A 15,944-nucleotide genomic window follows, 5' to 3' on the forward strand; every position below is an offset into this window, starting at 1 on the left:
TCCGAATAACCATCGCTCCCTCCCGCACCATGATCCCACCGACCACAGCCCTTGAGTACGGTGGACGCGTGGCAGACACGAAAGGCTCTCGTCATTCCTGGCTACGCACCGCTTCTGGTCTCGTGGGTCTGGTACTAGCCGTTCCAGTGCTGGCGTGGTCAGTGGCTGCGATCCTGCCGTCCCACCATGCCCTGACCTTCGTCTCCTCCGTTCTGGCGGGTTCGTTGGCCGTACCGGCATTGGTCATTGCCGCCATTGCCCTCATCCTCGCCCTTCTGGGACGAGGTGGCCTGCGAATGACGGCGGTCGTCATCTCGGTGATGGCCCTCATCATTCCGACATCCGTCACAGCGTCGACGATGTGGGTGACCGATCGGGCCGGTGGATGGATCAACGTCTTCTCAGCCGCTGCGGTGTCATCGATGGCAGATCATCCTGACGAGACGGTCCGGTATGGATCGGGACCCGACGAGACGGCCCAGATCTATCGTCCGCGAAACCACGATACCCCGGTTCTGGTCGACATTCACGGCGGAGGATGGAACACCAATGCCACCATGCCTGCCACCTTGAGGTGGTTTTCCGACCATGGCTGGTTGGTCATCCGTCCCTCGTACACCCTGGCGTCCAAAAGTCACCCCACCTGGGACATCGCACCGAAGCAGGTGGCGTGTGCCTGGGCCTGGAGCCTGTCTCACGCCAAGGAGCTCGGTGGCGACCCGACCCGAGTGTCGATCATGGGGGATTCCGCTGGCGGTGGGATGGCCATCAACCTGGCCTACGGCGCCGCGAGTGGGAAGCTGACCAGTTCCTGCGGACCGGTGCGAGCCCCGAAATCAGTTCTCGCCCTGTACCCGACGGTGGATGTCGCAGCCGTCCAGTCAGTCACCACCCTGGGGGCGGGAAATGCCGCGACGAAGTACACCGGTGGCACCCCAGAACAATTCCCTGATCGCTACCGCGCCGTCAACAGTTCCACCTGGATCACAGCCAAGGCTCCTCCGACGATGGTGATCCAGGGTAATCACGACACCTTCGTTCCGCCCTCGAGTGTGCGAGACTTCGTTGCTCGCGCTCGCCAGGCCGGGGTGGACATTACGCACGTGCAATTGCCAATGCTCAACCATGCCTTCGACGCCCAGGCGCGAGACTCATTGGGATTCCAGGCCGTCACCAGTCTCGGGCAGACCTTCCTCAGCGAGCACCAGTGATCCGCTGGTGAGCACCCGGGCCAAGGCCTCGAGATCCCCGGCGATGTCGGTGTCCTTGTTCTGGATCCACCTCATCTGCAAGCCCTCGGCCGCCGCCACCGCCAGCCGCACGGCCTGCTCGTCATCGATCCTCAGTGCCATCCTGACAACTTCGTGGACTCGTTGGCGGTGCCTTTCCATGAAGGCATGTGCGGGATGGTTGGGGTCGGCGGCTGCCACACTCATGTCGACGAAGAGCTTCGTCAACCCCGGTGTGCGGGTCGTCCCAGCCATGTATGCCCAGACATGATCGGGGTCGGTGAGCGCGCCGGCGTCGACGGCGTGAGCGTCGCGAGCCTCCAGGATGGCGACGAAGAGCTCGTCCATCGTCCCGAAATAATGCAACACGCCAGCCTCCGTGAGACCGACCTCAGCGGCAATGGCAGCCAGGGTGGGTCGTTCGCCGGAACTTGCGCCGTAGAGCCGCAGGGCGACGTCAAGGATCTCGGCTCTGCGAGCAACCCCCTTGGCGTATGGTCCACGTCGAGCCGAGGTTTTCGTCGTCACTGCCATGGGCCCAACGATAGAGGGAAAACGCGGACTGCCTGCCCCCGGGCCCACCAATGAATACTGAGCCGTTCTAGGTTTTAGATGTGCCCCGGGCCGACAAAGGAGTTCTCATGAGTGCCCTCTTCCAGCTCACCTCAAGCAACCCGCGTGTCGTCGATCCAGTCGAGTTGGCCGCCGAAGATTGCGAGTGGATCGACGCGGTGGTACCAGGTGGTGTCCACGAAAGCCTCATTTCTGCCGGGGTGATTGATCACCCCTACCTGAGGAACCACGAGAAGGACTGTCGCTGGGTCGAGGACGCGCCTGGTGGTATCGCGGGACCCTGCCTGTGCCGAGTGGGGAGGATCCCCTCGTCCTGTCCTTGACAGGAGTCGACACGGTCGCGGACATCTGGGTCGACGGAGAGCACGTCGGACGCCATGCGAGCCAGTACCGTCCCTTCTCGACCATCCTTCCACCCATTGACGGGGACCAGGCCGAAGTCCTCATTCGTTTCGCTCCCCCGTTGGACGGTCTCCCCGAGCCGCCTGCCACGCGGGCCATGGTCAATGCCGTGAGCGACTTCCTCAATGCGGCGGCTCCACAGGAGCTCGACACCGACCCCGGAGCCGGGATCCTCACCCTCGATCTGGCTGCGACTCGACGCCGCAAGGGGATGTTCTCGTGGGGATGGGGCTTTGCCCCGCGCGTTCCCTCCATCGGACTGACGGGGACGGTAGAACTGTACCGACGGGCGCCTGTCGAGCTCACTCATCGCGTCGAGACCGTCTCCATCTCCGGGGACTCCGCCTCGGTCAAGGTCATCGTGGCCGTCACCCATCATGACGGCCCTCGGCCTCTCGGCGTCGACGTCTCCTTGACCTCGCCCGCCGGAGAGCGCACCGGTGGCCATGCCCGCATCCGCGACGGGGTGGCCACGGTCGAGCTGCACATCGAGCATCCGCAACTGTGGTGGACCCACGATCTCGGCGAGCCGTCGTTGTATCGTCTCGAGGTCAATGCCCATGACAAGGACGCCAACATCATCGCCACGGAGTCCGGGACGGCCGGTATCCGGACGATCGAGGTCGACCACTCCCCCGATCCCGATGATCCCGAGTGCGACGGGCCCGCTCGTCACTTCCGCTTCATCCTCAACGGTGTGCCGGTCTTCGCCCGGGGCGCCAACCTCGTTCCGCAGTCAATGTTGGTGGGCTCGGTGACCCCGGAACAGGATCGCGATCTCGTACGCGCCTGCCGCAACGGCGGAATGACGATGGTGCGTGTCTGGGGTGGCGGGATCTACGCCTCCGATGCCTTCATGGACGCCTGCGACGAGAATGGCATCCTCGTCTGGCACGACTTCATGTTCGCCTGCATCGACTACCCCGGTGACGACCAGGAATTCATGTCTGATGTGCGTACCGAGGCCGATTACCACACCCGTCGTCTGGCCAGTCACCCGAGCCTTGCGCTGTGGGCTGGCGGCAACGAGGTGCAGGCCATGCACCAGGCTGTCTGGAGCAACCTGGACCCCGGCCAGTGGGGATCGGAGATCTTTGACGAGATCTTGCCCGAGGCCGTTCGTCGCAACAGTCCCACCGTGGATTACTGGGCCAACAGCCCTGCCACTGACTCCGGCACGGACCCGCGTGTCAGTGGCACCGGTGCCGGCGATCGTCATGCCTGGGAGGTTCGGCACGGAGCCGACGTCGGAGCCGGAACCCACGAGGACTATGCCAGCCCGGCCGAGGCCATGCACTTCCACCGCTATCGCCATGACACCGGGCGTTTCATCAGCGAGTTCGGCATCCACGCCAGCGCCGATCTACCCACCCTCGAGAGGTGGCTCGGCAGGGACCATCTGAAGCTCGACGATCCGGTGCTCATCGCACGCAACAAGGACACTCCGAAGGCCAAGGGGATGGCCCTCCTCAAGTACGAGGTCGGGAGACCCACCTCGCTCCAGTCCTACGTCACCTCTACCCAGGTGGTGCAGGCTGAGGGGCTCAAGTACGGCATCGAGCACTATCGACGTCGTTGGCCCCACTGCGCCGGCACCTTGGTCTGGCAGCTCAATGAACCTTGGCCAGGGATGACGTGGTCCCTTCTCGATCATGATCTCGGGGCCAAGCCGGGCTATTACGCCGCGGCTCGAGCATTCGCTCCGGCCCTACCATCCTGCGACTGACTGACGAAGCCCTGGAACTGTGGGTCAGCAACGTCCAGCCAAATCGCGTCATCGACACGGTGACCGCCAGCATCGAGGGATTTGACGGCACTGTTGAGCAGACGCACGAGGTCAAGGTGTCCGTTCCGGCATCCACGTCAGAGAGGGTGTGGTCGGTACCGCGTGCCCAGGTGCCGGTGAACGGCGGCCATTACGTGTGGGTTGAAGGGGCAATGCTGCCGAGCAACCGGCTCTTCCTGACGCACATAGCTGACCTCGCCCTGCCCGACCCCGAACTCGATGTCGAGGTGACGCCGACGGGAATCACGACGGCGAAGGTCCGGGTGAGGGCCTCGAAGTTCGCCTATTTCGTCCGCGTTCTGACGCCGTGGCCCGGCGCCCGAGCTGACGTCTCGGCCCTCGACATGCGGCCGGGGAAGACTGTCGTCATGAACCTCGAAGGGCTACCCGACGGGTTCAATCCTGACGAGATCACCGTCCGTCACTTCCTTGACGATGTCAAACGATGATGTCTTGATCACTCGGACATGACGAAGGGGCGCCCGATCGGGCGCCCCTTCATTCGTCGTGATGATTCCTCATTCGAGGTAATCGCGCAGCACCTGGGAGCGGCTCGGGTGGCGCAGTTTCGACATCGTCTTGGACTCGATCTGGCGAATGCGCTCACGGGTGACGCCGTACACCTTGCCGATCTCGTCGAGGGTCTTCGGCTGGCCGTCGGTCAGGCCGAATCGCATCGAGACGACGCCGGCCTCGCGCTCGGACAGGGTGTCGAGGACGTCGTGGAGCTGCTCCTGCAGGAGGGTGAAGTTGACGGCGTCGGCCGGCACGATGGCCTCGGAATCCTCAATGAGATCGCCGAACTCGGAGTCGCCGTCCTCACCCAGTGGGGTGTGCAGGGAAATCGGCTCACGGCCGTACTTCTGCACCTCGACGACCTTCTCAGCGGTCATGTCAAGTTCCTTGGCCAGCTCCTCCGGGGTGGGTTCGCGTCCCAGGTCCTGGAGCATCTGACGCTGCACTCGGGCCAGCTTGTTGATGACCTCGACCATGTGCACCGGAATACGGATGGTGCGGGCCTGGTCAGCCATGGCTCGGGTGATGGCCTGCTTGATCCACCACGTCGCGTAGGTCGAGAACTTGTAGCCCTTGGTGTAGTCGAACTTCTCGACGGCGCGAATGAGGCCGAGGTTTCCTTCCTGAATGAGGTCGAGGAAGAGCATGCCGCGGCCGGTGTAGCGCTTGGCCAGTGACACCACCAGTCGGAGGTTGGCTTCCAGCAGGTGGTTCTTGGCGGCCTTGCCGTCCTCGGCGATCCACTCGTAGTCCTCGCGATCCTTCTCGGGGATCTTGGTGTCCGAGGCGGCCAGCTGCTCGCCGGCGAACAGGCCAGCCTCAATACGCTTGGCGAGGTCAACCTCCTCGACAGCGTTCAGCAGGGCCACTTTGCCGATCTGCTTGAGGTAATCCTTGACGGGGTCGGCGGTGGCACCCGCGACCATGACGGTCTGCTCGGGTTCGTCGGCATCATCATTGTCGGACAGGGAGAACCCCTCGGTCTCCTTGTTGATCTGCTGCTCGTCCTTGGCGGCCTCGTCCGGATTGTAGTCCCGGTCGTCGACGTCATCGAGGGAACGCTTCTTGCCGCCAACGGTCAGTACAACGTCGTCGCCATCGCGCTCCACCGTCACGTCGACCGCTCCGGAAGCAGCCTCGGCGATGGTGGTTTCCTTCTTGGCCTTCGCCCTGGTGGTCGACTTCTTGGCCGTGGACTTCCTAGTACCAGTGGACTTGGTTCCGGACGGCTTCGTCGTCGACTTGGTTCCGGAAGCCTTCGAACCGGAGGTCTTCATCGTCCCGCCTGCGGTCGTCTTGGTGGACTTCGCACCAGTCTTGGCTCCCGCAGCCTTCTTGGCTGCGGGAGCCTTGGCCTCATCGGCAGACTTCTTGGCCGATGATTTGGTGGTCGATGAAGCGCTCGTCTTCGTCGTGGTCTTCCTGGCTCGGCCGGTGGTACCGGTCTTGGCAGAGGTGGAACGTGTGCTCTTCCTCGTGGTGGCTGTCTTCGCCTCCTCGTCTGCAGCGGTGTTTGCAGTGCTGGACGTGGTGGTCGACACGGGTATCCTCTCCAAGGACTGACCAGTCCTTCAGTGCTGTCCCCTCCAAAATGAGTCCGGGAGAATCGGCGAACACACGCCTGACGGACCCAAGGGCATACGACGCCCGGCAGGCGTCAAGACCTTGTGCCAAGTGTGGCACCCCGTAACCGATGACACAAACTGGGACACCCTCTCCCACCCTCCTGCCATGGAATGGCTGCACTGCGCAACCGTGTACGACCACAGTCTGATCCTCCGCCTTCGCCCACGACTGCAGGCACTCTTCCGCTGATGAGGGATGACATTCGATCCCTTCGGGCGTTGATATAGGTGTCAACCAGTCAGACGGAGAAAGGCGAAACACATGGACACCAAGTCCCGGGTTCGTACCACCGATGGCATTGATGGAAAGGACGCGGTCGGCCTCTACCTGGACGGAATCGCCCGCACCCCACTGCTCAATGCCGCAGAGGAGGTTGCGTTGGCCCGCCGGATCGAAGCGGGTGTGTTTGCAAGCGCCGTTCTCGAGGGTCAGGCCGAGACCAAGTTGGATGCCACTGAGGAGGAGCTTCATCTCATCGCGGCTGACGGTGACGAGGCAATGGCCCACTTCGTGCGCGCCAACCTGCGTCTGGTCGTGTCGGTGGCCAGAAAGTACGGTCGCTCCCAGATGCCGCTTCTTGACCTAGTGCAGGAAGGCAATACCGGCCTCATTCGCGCCGTCGAGAAGTTCGACTACGCCAAGGGCTTCAAGTTCTCGACCTACGCCACCTGGTGGGTTCGTCAGGCCATCAGCCGTGGTATTGCTCAACAGGGCCGCATCGTCCGCCTCCCGGTGCACGTCGCCGAACAGGTGAACCAGGTCTCAGCCGCTCGCCGCAACCTCGAGCGCCAGCTGGGCCGCGAGCCCGAGACCGATGAGATCGCTGATGAGCTGGAGATCACCGAGGAGCGCGTCATCGAGCTCATCCGCTTCGGACGCGACCACGTCTCCCTCGACGCCCCGGTCGAGGACGACGGAGACACCAGCCTGGGTGACCTCATTGCCCGTGAGACCTCCCCCGGTCCCGACGACATCGTCCTGGACGCCGAGGACCGTGGTCGTCTCGAAGGTCTGCTCGACGATCTTGACGAGCGTTCCGCCGACGTCGTCCGTCGTCGCTACGGACTCGTTGACGGCCGCCAGGCCAAGCTCGCTGACATCGGCAAGGTGTGGGGAATCACCGCTGAGCGCGTCCGTCAGATCGAGCGTGCCGCCCTGGCCACCATGCGTCAGCGCAACCTGGCCACCATGGCTGCCTGATCCCTACAACGACATCACCAACGACAACGATGGCCTCGGAGAAATCCGGGGCCATCGTTGTCGTCATGACGTGGCCGTTGGTCGGGGCCCAACGGGGAAGGTCACCGAGGCATCCACGTCGTTGGCGTCCACCAGCTTCATGACTCCCTCCTGGCAACACGACGCGATGAGCTTTCCATCTTGCATCAAGCGGCCCATGGAGAATCCGAGTAGACCCGAGGCGCTTGGGGAAACCTGGTCGTAGAGCATCCACTCATCTGCGTTGGCAGTGCGGTGGAACCACATCGCGTGGTCCAAGGAGGCCGGATTGACGATCATGCCCGGTGGGATCGACCCCAGATGGGGCATGACGGCACCGGCCATCAAGCTGATGTCGGAGATGTAGGCGAGGATGGCCCGCTGCACCACCCGATCGTCAGGAAGGCTCGCGGTGGTGCGAACCCACAAGCTCAGATGGGTGACGTGGTTGGGGTCGACGAGGTTGGACCCGTCACTGGCCAGCCGGACGTCGAGGGCGTCCCATTCCTTGACGGTCGGCATCGACCGTCCGAACATCTGTTCCAAGGCCTGGGCCAGGGTCGGACACTTCTCCGGACCAGGCAGGTAGTCCGGCATCGGATCGGAGTGCTCCGGTCCGTTCTCACGGTTCTTGAAGGACAGCTCCGCGGTGAAGATCGTCCGGCCGTGCTGGCGAGCATTGACCCGACGAGTGCTGAATGTCCGTCCGTCACGAATCCGCTCGACGTCGAAAATCATCGGTAGGTCAGTGCGACCGGCATGTAGGAAGAGGGCATGCATGGAGTGGGCAGTACGCTCGGGGACCGTGCGAGCACCGGCCACCAGAGCCTGGGCAAGCACCTGACCACCGAAGGTTCGCTGCCACGTCGTGCGAGGTTGTTTACCTCGGAACAGGTCGAGGTCCAAGTCCTCGAGATCGAGCAGGTCAAGCAGTTCAGCAGTCGTCGATGGCACCCAGCCACTGTGCCAGATCGACAGGTCCGGCACAGCGAATTCGGGTTCTCATCGTCAAGCGGAGATGTCGATCCAGGCAGACCCGGCCGGGGCAAGAGTCACCTCGTCGTCCAGACCACTGATGGTCGTCGTCACCTTGTCGAAACTGAGGTTGGTCACCAGCAGCAGGCCAGCCTCGTCATAGCAGGCCGTCTCGACGCGAGGATCATCCGCGATGAACTGGTCTGCGAACTCGTCGTCGCGACCAGCGACCCACCAGATCGCCCGGTGTAGTAGTCGCGAGTTGTCCACGGTGTACGGCAGACCGGCGAGATAGACCGCCCGCCCCTTGCCGAGGGTGTGGACGGCAGCATGTATCGAGCCGTCATGGAGCTCCAGAACCTCGGTGTCGTCACAGACCGGGACGATCTCGGGAGCGACTGGTCCGACATCCAGGGCCAGACCGTCAGTGATGAAATGAGAGTCGACGACATTCGGGTAGCGGTCGGTCGACAGGCTCCAGCCGATCTCACGATCGACGCCGAGGACGTCAGAGAGCCGGAAACACGCTCCGTCGCCAGGCCAGTAGGTGGGATCGCCCACCCCGATGAAACCGCCACCACGAGCCACGAAGGTGCGCACTGCTGCCTGCACCGTGACGTCGGACCACTCCTGGGCCCCCGAGAAGGCTGTCCCGGCAGAGCCGGTGTTGACGAGTACCCCGATTCCCTCGGGAACGCCGTCACGAATGTCGTCGAAATCGAGCCAGTCGATGTTGAAGGGCAGGCCCGCCAGCGCTTCCACGACGCCCAGGTACGGTGCCGCCTGCTTGTAGTACAGGGCATGGGCGACCATGTGGGACATCCAGGTACGACGGGCTCCCCAACAGTTGAGGATGCCAACCCGGAACGGAGCGGTGCGCGGGGTCTTTCCGCCGCTGCGCTCCCAGATGTCGCGGAACTCCTGGCAGATCTGCGCAATTCGCTCCATGAACTCCGGGTACTGATTGGCCAGGGAGAGGTATCCGCCGTAGCCAATACGGTCCAGGGGCTTGCGGACGATAGCGCGACGGGCCTGCACCCAGGAGGTATTCGCCTCCCCCACCGGGTCCCCCTCGTCATTGAAGACGTCGGGGAAGAAGTAGGGAAGGAATCGTCCCTCGGTGTAGTGGACACCAGGGATGTCGGAGATCATCCGGCAGGTGGCGGACGATCCCACCGAGCCGACCACGGCGTCCAGACCGGTGGTGGCGAAGAGCTCACCATAGGGCTCGGTGCCAATCCAGTTGTCCCCGAGGAACATCATCGCCTCGCGGCCCTTGTCATGGCAGATCTCGACGAGTCGACGCACTCGGTCAGTCACGAAGCGGTTGACGAAGTCGATCCACGCCAGGAAAAACTGGGAGGGCGGGCGGAAGGACGAGTTGTGATAGCCGGCGTCGACGAAGTCCTCCGGGTTGATCTGCCAGCCGGTCTCGGCCTCGAAGGCTTCCATGAGAGGTACCGAAACGCTCGCGGAGTAGCCGAACCAGTCGACGAACTTCTCCTTGGCCTGCTCATTGAAGTAGAGGGTGAAATGGTAGAAGAAGGTCGTGAAACGGACGACGTCGACCTCTGGGTGGGCGTCGAGCCACTCGGACAAGGACTCCTGGACGTGATTCCAGGTGGCAGGGTGCACGACGTCGAAGGGATGCTCCTTGCTGCGAGTGGGATCGTTCTCCCAGTGATTCGTCGTGTAGTTGTACATCTGGGTGGTGTCCCACAGCTGGGCTGCCAGGAATGCGACGGTGTAGACGTGTCCGGCCGTCGCGGGCACCGCCACGACGCAGTCGGCACCCTCGCCACTCACAGTCCAGTCGTCGACGACCTCGCCGGTGGTGCGGTCCCGTACCTGCCACCATCGCTTGACGTCGACATCTGTGTCGGGGCGAACCTGCTCAGCGAAGAACCCACGCATGATGTGGATCTCGAGCGGACCGTCCTCCAGGGCCGGGACTCGATCGGAACACAGGTACAGGCTGACGTGCTCGTCGAGATGGTCCAGGGCCCAGGCCTCGTCCCCACGGGCACAGAAACGGGTTGAGTAGACCTTCGTCCCCAGGTTGGAGACAATCTTCGGCAACCAGGTGCCGTCACTGTTACGCACCGCGTCGGCACCGAGACAATCGATGATCGCAGCCAACTCGTCGTCCATCCCCTCCTCAACTGGCAGGGTGACTCGACCCGAGAAGCGGGGATCAGACGGGGGCATGGGGCATTCCTCCTTGAGTGCGGCCGGGCCACGATCCTACCGGCGGCGAGGCGATGGATCCGGCCTCTCGCTCACTCCATGTGAACGTGTTCATGGCTGTGGTCAGGACACCTTGTTCATCGCGGAGCGAATCCGTTTCGGGGAGACGGTGACCCTGGTTCCGAGGCGCTGGGCAAAGTACTGGACGCGAAGCTCCTCCAACATGAACCCGATCTCCTCGATCTCGGCGGGAAGCTTGCCAGCCGGCTGTTCCTCGCACAGGGCGTCGTACTCGACCAGAAGCGGCTCCAACTCAGCCATCTGGCGGAGATCGCGCGTCGGATTCGTCATGAGGGACTCGATGCGCACGCTCACCCCCTGGATCCAGCGCGGCATGTCGTCGTACCAGGGATCCGGGGTGGCCGAGATGAAGTTCTCGAAGACGAGGTCATCAATCTGAGTGGTGATGTCGGCGCGAATTGCCGGATCCGAAACCATTGCCAGGGCCTGACGGGCGTCGACGAGTCGGGCGAGGATCCGCCCGGCGGTGCGCACCACTCGGGCCATCCGGTCGGCCTGGTCCTGACGGACGGCCAGGGAAAGGTCGTCGAAAGCCTCCTTCGTCCGAATCCCCGACAGATCGCCCGCCTTCTCATGAGCAACCGAGGCAACCGCCTTGTGACGCGCATCTGCCAGCAATGCCGGCACGGTGGGATATGGCGAGGTCGCCAACGCCAACTTCGTGCCATTGTCCATGTGCGAGACGACCCACTTCGTCGGATCGGGCAGGGTGAGGACGAACAGCCTGACGACTCCTGCGGCGTGGCTGGCGCGTTGAGCCCTCGGAGTGTCGAGAACGGTGCTACCGACCGCAGTTCCCTCATCAACCAGACATGGGTAGCCGACGGCGTCAGCCCCCTTGCGCGACAGGTCAACCCGTTCCGGGATCGGATCGAAGGTCCACTGCGTCGCCCCATGGACCTGAGGTCGTCCGGCGGCCTTGGTCAAGGATTGCGAGACCTTGGTGGCCAGATCGGTCTGAAGGGATTCCAGGTCCTCGGACCTGGCGACGTGCTTGGGTTGGGAGAAGGTCGACTTGTTCCTACCCTTCTTCCCGGGCTCCTTGCCGACGGTGCGCCCCTCGGCGTCAACGATGTCGAACCCGACCCGCAAGTGCGCTGGGAGCGCTGCGGTGTTCCAGCCATCGGCGTCGACGATGACCCCGGTGAGAGCCCGCAATGCTCGCCCGAGTTCCTCGGTGAAAGGGGCTTGACGGTCAGCGTCGTTGCCCTCGAGCCAGGTCAGCGCAGCTCGGGCACGGTCAGGAGCGGGGACAAGTTGGGTCCGGATCCGTTTCGGGAGGGCCCGGATGAGCTCGGTGGCCAACTCGGTGCGCAGACCCGGAACCTGCCAGCTGAAAGGAGCGGTCGGAACCTGGTTGAGCAGGGCCAGCGGAATAGTGACGGTGACACCGTCATGGCCGGATCCAGGTTCGAAGACGTAACGCACCGGAAGATCGAGATTGCCAACCTTCCAATGGTCGGGGAAGGCGTCGGCGTCGACCGAGTCGGAGTCGACGAGGTCATCAAGGGACAGGTCGAGTTGGTGACGATCCTGGACTCGTCTCCACCAGGCGTCGAAATGGGATCCCGAGACAATGCCTTCCGGAACACGACGGTCGTAGAAGGCGAAGATGGCGTCATCGTCGGCGACCAATCCGCGCTGACGGCTACGTTCCTCGAGGTCGGCTGCCTCATCCCGGACCCGGTCATTGTGCTTGAGGAAGCCGTGGTTGGATCGCCAGTCCCGCTCCACCAGAGCGGAACGGATGAAGATCTGCCGGGAGACGACCGGGTCTATGCGCCCGTAGTTGACGCGATGATCTGCCCACAGCGGTACCCCGAAGAGGGCCGCCCGCTCGGTGGCGACCACGGAGGCCGTCGAGGCTGCCCAGTGCGGAGCGGCCCAGGAACGCTTGATGAGCGGTCCGGCGACCTCCTCCACCCACTCCGGCTGGACGGCGGCCACCGTCCGGGCCCACAGCCGGGAGGTCTCCACCAGTTCGACGGCGACAACAAGTTCCGGGGACTTGCGCGCCAGCAGGGATCCGGGATTGATGGCGAACTTGGTGCCGCGAGCACCGATGTACTCCTGAGGTCCAGGACGTTGGCCGCGACGTTTCGAGGACTCCCGAACCTGGGCCAGACCGATGTGGGAGAGCAGGCCGGACAACAATGCGACGAGAACACGGTCGGTGGGAGCCGAGGTGCGGTTGACCTCCAGGTGCAGCTCCTTGGCGATCTGGCGCAGTTGGCCGTGCAGGTCGTCCCATTCGCGCACGCGCAGGTAATTGATGTACTCAGCCCGGCACATACGACGAAACGCCGAGGATCCCATCTGCCGACGCTGATGACGCAGGTAGCGCCACAGTCGGTGGATGGCCAGGATGTCCCCGCCCTCGTCGATCCCACCAGGCTGGGGCTGAGGGGCAGGCTTGCCCGGACGGGAATTGGTGTGAGGGGTGTGGCGCGCCGGTGTCCCCGGTGTCGGGGCGTTGGCGGGCTGCCGGTGTACCTGCTGACGAACCTGGGACCAGTCCCCCACCCGGTTGTTGTCGGCGTCGTCGACGGCCTGGAGGGTCTGCAGCAGGTTCGCCTCGGTGGCGAAACGTCGGTGGAAGTTGTCGGCCTCCTCCCGCTTCTCGGCGGGGCGCTCCCTGACATCGCGGATGGACAGTGCCGCGACGATGACGAGGACCTCAGCGAGACTGCCCTGTTTCGACCCCTCAAGCAGCATGCGCCCCAGACGTGGATCCAGCGGGACACGGGCAAGCTGATGGCCAATCTTGGTCAGTCTGGGAGCGTCCCGATGGCCAGGTTTGAGGGCTCCCAGCTCGTCGAGCAGGCGGATTCCGTCATTGATCCGGGAGCGATCGGGAGGCTCGACGAAGGGGAAGTCAGTGATGGCACCGAGTCGAGCCTGGGCCATCTGGAGGATGACGGCGGCCAGGTTGGTGCGCAGGATCTCGGGTTCGGTGAACTCTGGACGGGACTCGAAGTCGGCCTCCGAGTAGAGACGAATGCAGATACCGGGAGCGACGCGGCCGCATCGTCCGGCCCGCTGGTTCGCACTAGCCTGGGAGACCGGCTCGATGGGAAGACGTTGCACCTTGGTACGCACTGAGTACCGCGAGATACGAGCAGTTCCAGGATCGATGACGTAACGGATGCCCGGCACCGTCAGGGAGGTCTCGGCGACATTTGTGGCCAGCACGATGCGCCGGCCGCTGTGCGGGGTGAAGACCCGATGCTGTTCGGCAGCCGACAGCCGAGCGAACAGCGGCAGAATCTCGGTGTTGGCCAGTCCGAGGTCGGCGAGAGCCTCGGTGGTCTCCCGGATCTCCTGCTCGCCCGCCAGGAAGACGAGGATGTCGCCCTCTCCTTCCCGGGTGAGCTCCTCGACAGCTCTGCAGATACCGGTGACCTGGTCAATGACCTCGTCCTTCGTATCGACCGGGGCAGGAGTCGAGGGACGCTCCGAGGGCTCTTTGTCCTCATCCTCGTCATCGGCGCGGACCTGTTCCGAGGGATCCAGGGGGCGGTATCGCACCTCGACGGGATAGGTCCGTCCGGAGACCTCGATGACGGGAGCGTCGTCGAAGTGGGCCGCGAACCTCGCGGTGTCGATGGTGGCCGAGGTGATGATGACCTTGAGGTCGCGACGTCGTGGCAGTAGCTGCTTGAGGTAGCCGAGCAGGAAGTCGATGTTGAGGCTACGCTCATGAGCCTCGTCGATGATGATGGTGTCGTGAGCGCGCAGGTCGCGATCATGGGAGATCTCGGCCAGCAGCACACCGTCGGTCATGACCGTCAGCGCAGTGTCAGAGGTGGCGCGACGGGTGAACCGCACCTGATAGCCAACCTGTTCCCCCAGATCGACCCCCATCTCCTCCGCGACGCGTTCGGCGACGCTGCGCGCGGCAATCCGGCGAGGCTGGGTGTGGGCGATGTGTCGACGCCCCAGTGCCAGGCAGATCTTGGGAAGCTGGGTGGTCTTTCCCGAACCTGTCTCACCGGCGACCACCACGACTTGATGGTCCTGGATGAGGTCTGCGATCTCGTCGGCATGCGCCGCGATGGGAAGCTCGGTGTCGAAGGCGACGACTCCCCCACCGGGCAGCTCACCTTCCAGTCGTGAATCAGGCATGGCCTATTCAGTTTATGTGAGAGGTCTGACACTCAGCGACGGGCTCGTGCTGGCCACCGTCTCGTCGGTCAAGCCGTGAAGATCTCCATCCGCTGGATCTGGTCGAGTGCCTCGGTGATCTGGTCAATCCCCACGCGCATCGCCAGCCGCAGAGCGTGAAAGGCTGCGCAGTCACGACGTTGTTCTCGTTGATGTCCTTGCTGAAGGATCTGATGGTGATGCGATCGACCACACCGGGAAGGGGCTCATCGGGATGAAGGGCGCCGAGTAGGAGTACACGGTGCAGATGTCATCGGTGATGAGCTCCTCGAGGACCAACCGCATGGCGGGACAACCACTGGTAGTCCTTCAAGCCGACAGGTCAGTGGCAAATGGCCAACGGAGACTGGGCGTGAGCCATGATGCCACGGCTGACTCCGCCAGCGGTCCATCCCAGGATCGGGTGCTTCTTCATGCCGATGACGAGGAGGTCGATATCGCCGGACAGGTCGACCAGGGCGTCCACTGGCTCACCGGAGAGCACCCGAGTCTCAACCTCGACGTCGGGATGCTCGTCAGCGACGGGCTTGACGACCTCGTTGAGTCGCTTGAGTGCCTCGGCGTGGACCTTCTGGGAATCCTGGCCGGGAACGGTCACGGCCAATAGCTTGCAGCCACGGTGGTCCGCCTCGGCGAATCCGAATCCGAGAGCGGCAGTTCCTGCGCTCTGAGGGCCGACGGCGACGGCCACACACTTCTTGCCACCGGTCGGGTCCGGGTTCGACGCACGGGAGATGACGACAACAGGTGCGGCGGACATGCCAGCCACGGCCACAGAGGTCGATCCGACGAACATCCGCTCCAGTCCGGAGCTGGCGCGACGACCGACGACGACGAGCTGGGCGTCTGCGCTGCGGTCGGCAAGGATGGCCGCCGGGTTACCCAGAACCACCTCACCCGAGATGCGATCGGGATCTATGCCGCGGCCCTTGGCGACGTTGATGGCGTCATCGACGACGACCTGGCCGGCGTCCTGCAGAGCGGTCGGGTCATAGACGACGCCCCAGGCACCGGCGACAGCAGCATCGTCAACAGCGTGAAGGACAATGAGATCGGCATCTCTCCTGATCGCGGATCCTGCGGCGTACCGGGCGGCGCGCAGGCCGTCCTCCGAGCCGTCGACTCCAACGATGACGGTAGTACGGCGAGTCCTTGACGAGGTTCGATCGTCGGCCATGGTGGTCCTC

8 protein-coding genes and 1 pseudogene are annotated in these 15,944 nt (G+C 63.8%); 3 read left to right on the forward strand and 6 right to left on the reverse strand.

Annotation, left to right across the window (positions count from 1 at the left end; all coding sequences use genetic code 11):
* The first annotated feature begins 29 nt into the window (after positions 1-29).
* Positions 30-1,211 (forward strand): alpha/beta hydrolase, encoded by a 1,182-nt coding sequence (locus tag ACP8LP_RS06850; protein ID WP_036976581.1) that lies wholly within the window; start codon positions 30-32, stop codon positions 1,209-1,211.
* Here the strand turns inward: ACP8LP_RS06850 and ACP8LP_RS06855 are convergent.
* Positions 1,152-1,763: a TetR/AcrR family transcriptional regulator gene (locus ACP8LP_RS06855; protein ID WP_016667524.1), complete on the reverse strand. Its 612-nt coding sequence runs from the start codon at positions 1,761-1,763 to the stop codon at positions 1,152-1,154. The genes ACP8LP_RS06850 and ACP8LP_RS06855 overlap by 60 nt on opposite strands.
* A 107-nt stretch (positions 1,764-1,870) precedes the next feature.
* Between ACP8LP_RS06855 and ACP8LP_RS06860 the strand changes: the two are divergent.
* Positions 1,871-4,439 (forward strand): annotated as a pseudogene (locus ACP8LP_RS06860) (glycoside hydrolase family 2 protein).
* A gap of 69 nt (positions 4,440-4,508) precedes the next feature.
* Here ACP8LP_RS06860 and ACP8LP_RS06865 read toward each other — a convergent pair.
* Positions 4,509-6,062: an RNA polymerase sigma factor gene (locus ACP8LP_RS06865; protein WP_484483052.1), complete on the reverse strand. Its 1,554-nt coding sequence runs from the start codon at positions 6,060-6,062 to the stop codon at positions 4,509-4,511.
* A gap of 331 nt (positions 6,063-6,393) precedes the next feature.
* Between ACP8LP_RS06865 and ACP8LP_RS06870 the strand changes: the two genes are divergently transcribed.
* The gene (locus ACP8LP_RS06870) at positions 6,394-7,332 is read left to right on the forward strand and encodes a sigma-70 family RNA polymerase sigma factor (RefSeq protein ID WP_484483053.1); all 939 of its coding nucleotides are present in this window, start codon (positions 6,394-6,396) and stop codon (positions 7,330-7,332) included.
* 63 nt (positions 7,333-7,395) lie between these two features.
* Here ACP8LP_RS06870 and ACP8LP_RS06875 read toward each other — a convergent pair whose 3' ends face one another.
* The 4 genes from ACP8LP_RS06875 to ACP8LP_RS06890 form a co-directional block, all read right to left on the reverse strand.
* On the reverse strand, positions 7,396-8,304 hold the full coding sequence (locus tag ACP8LP_RS06875) for an acyl-CoA thioesterase (RefSeq protein ID WP_484483054.1): 909 nt from the start codon (positions 8,302-8,304) through the stop codon (positions 7,396-7,398).
* Positions 8,305-8,358: 54 nt separating this feature from the next.
* On the reverse strand, positions 8,359-10,533 hold the full coding sequence (gene gnpA, locus ACP8LP_RS06880; RefSeq protein ID WP_484483055.1) for a 1,3-beta-galactosyl-N-acetylhexosamine phosphorylase: 2,175 nt from the start codon (positions 10,531-10,533) through the stop codon (positions 8,359-8,361).
* Positions 10,534-10,635: 102 nt separating this feature from the next.
* Entirely contained in the window at positions 10,636-14,718 is a 4,083-nt protein-coding gene (gene hrpA, locus ACP8LP_RS06885) for an ATP-dependent RNA helicase HrpA (RefSeq protein WP_484483056.1), read from the reverse strand.
* Positions 14,719-15,079: 361 nt separating this feature from the next.
* Positions 15,080-15,934 carry a universal stress protein gene (locus ACP8LP_RS06890; protein ID WP_016667515.1) on the reverse strand — a complete coding sequence of 285 codons (855 nt, stop codon included), beginning with the start codon at positions 15,932-15,934 and terminating at the stop codon, positions 15,080-15,082.
* Positions 15,935-15,944: the final 10 nt, after the last annotated feature.

Source organism: Cutibacterium sp. LaCa_89 (assembly GCF_058177555.1).

Bases quoted from the DNA above. Each gene is read 5' to 3' on its own strand.
- ACP8LP_RS06850 (WP_036976581.1), top strand. From the start codon at position 30: ATGATCCCACCGACCACAGCCCTTGAGTACGGTGGACGCGTGGCAGAC.
- ACP8LP_RS06855 (WP_016667524.1), bottom strand. From the start codon at position 1,763: ATGGCAGTGACGACGAAAACCTCGGCTCGACGTGGACCATACGCCAAG.
- ACP8LP_RS06870 (WP_484483053.1), top strand. From the start codon at position 6,394: ATGGACACCAAGTCCCGGGTTCGTACCACCGATGGCATTGATGGAAAG.
- gnpA (WP_484483055.1), bottom strand. From the start codon at position 10,533: ATGCCCCCGTCTGATCCCCGCTTCTCGGGTCGAGTCACCCTGCCAGTT.
- hrpA (WP_484483056.1), bottom strand. From the start codon at position 14,718: ATGCCTGATTCACGACTGGAAGGTGAGCTGCCCGGTGGGGGAGTCGTC.
- ACP8LP_RS06890 (WP_016667515.1), bottom strand. From the start codon at position 15,934: ATGGCCGACGATCGAACCTCGTCAAGGACTCGCCGTACTACCGTCATC.